Raw genomic sequence first — 476 nt, 5'->3', positions numbered from 1 at the left:
CCTGTTGGCCATGCACGGTGGTTTCCAGGCCCAGATCGGTCAGGAAGGCCTTGGCCACCGGGGTCAGCAAGGCCACCAGGCCATCGGCGCGCTCACGGGCTGCCGGGTCTTCACTGAACTTGGCGATATCCAGCTGGTTGGCAACATAAGTAGAGAAGGCCCGACCGCCTTCGTTCGAGGCCTTCATGGTCAGCAGCATGCGTCGGACGTCGGCGTGAACGATGATCGGGTCCGCCACTTTATCCTTGGCCACTGCGCCTGTTGCAGCGCGCCCCTGCAAGCGATCGCGGGCATATTCCACGGCGTTCTGATACGAACGCTCACCCGAAGCCAGGCCCTGGATGCCAACCCCCAGACGCTCATAGTTCATCATGGTGAACATGGCGGCCAAGCCACGGTTGGGCTCTCCCACCAGGTAGCCGACAGCTTCATCGAAGTTCATCACACAGGTGGCCGAAGCCTGAATACCCATCTTG

Annotated in this window: 1 protein-coding gene; it reads right to left on the bottom strand. The window is 61.3% G+C overall.

The window, feature by feature from the left end:
* On the bottom strand, nt 1-476 hold a 476-nt coding region (locus JWG43_RS17930), incomplete at both ends, for an acyl-CoA dehydrogenase family protein (protein ID WP_275888504.1).

Source organism: Desulfobulbus alkaliphilus (assembly GCF_016918545.1).
Lineage (GTDB): Bacteria > Desulfobacterota > Desulfobulbia > Desulfobulbales > Desulfobulbaceae > Desulfobulbus > Desulfobulbus alkaliphilus.
This window is presented reverse-complemented; position numbering and strand designations above follow the sequence as displayed.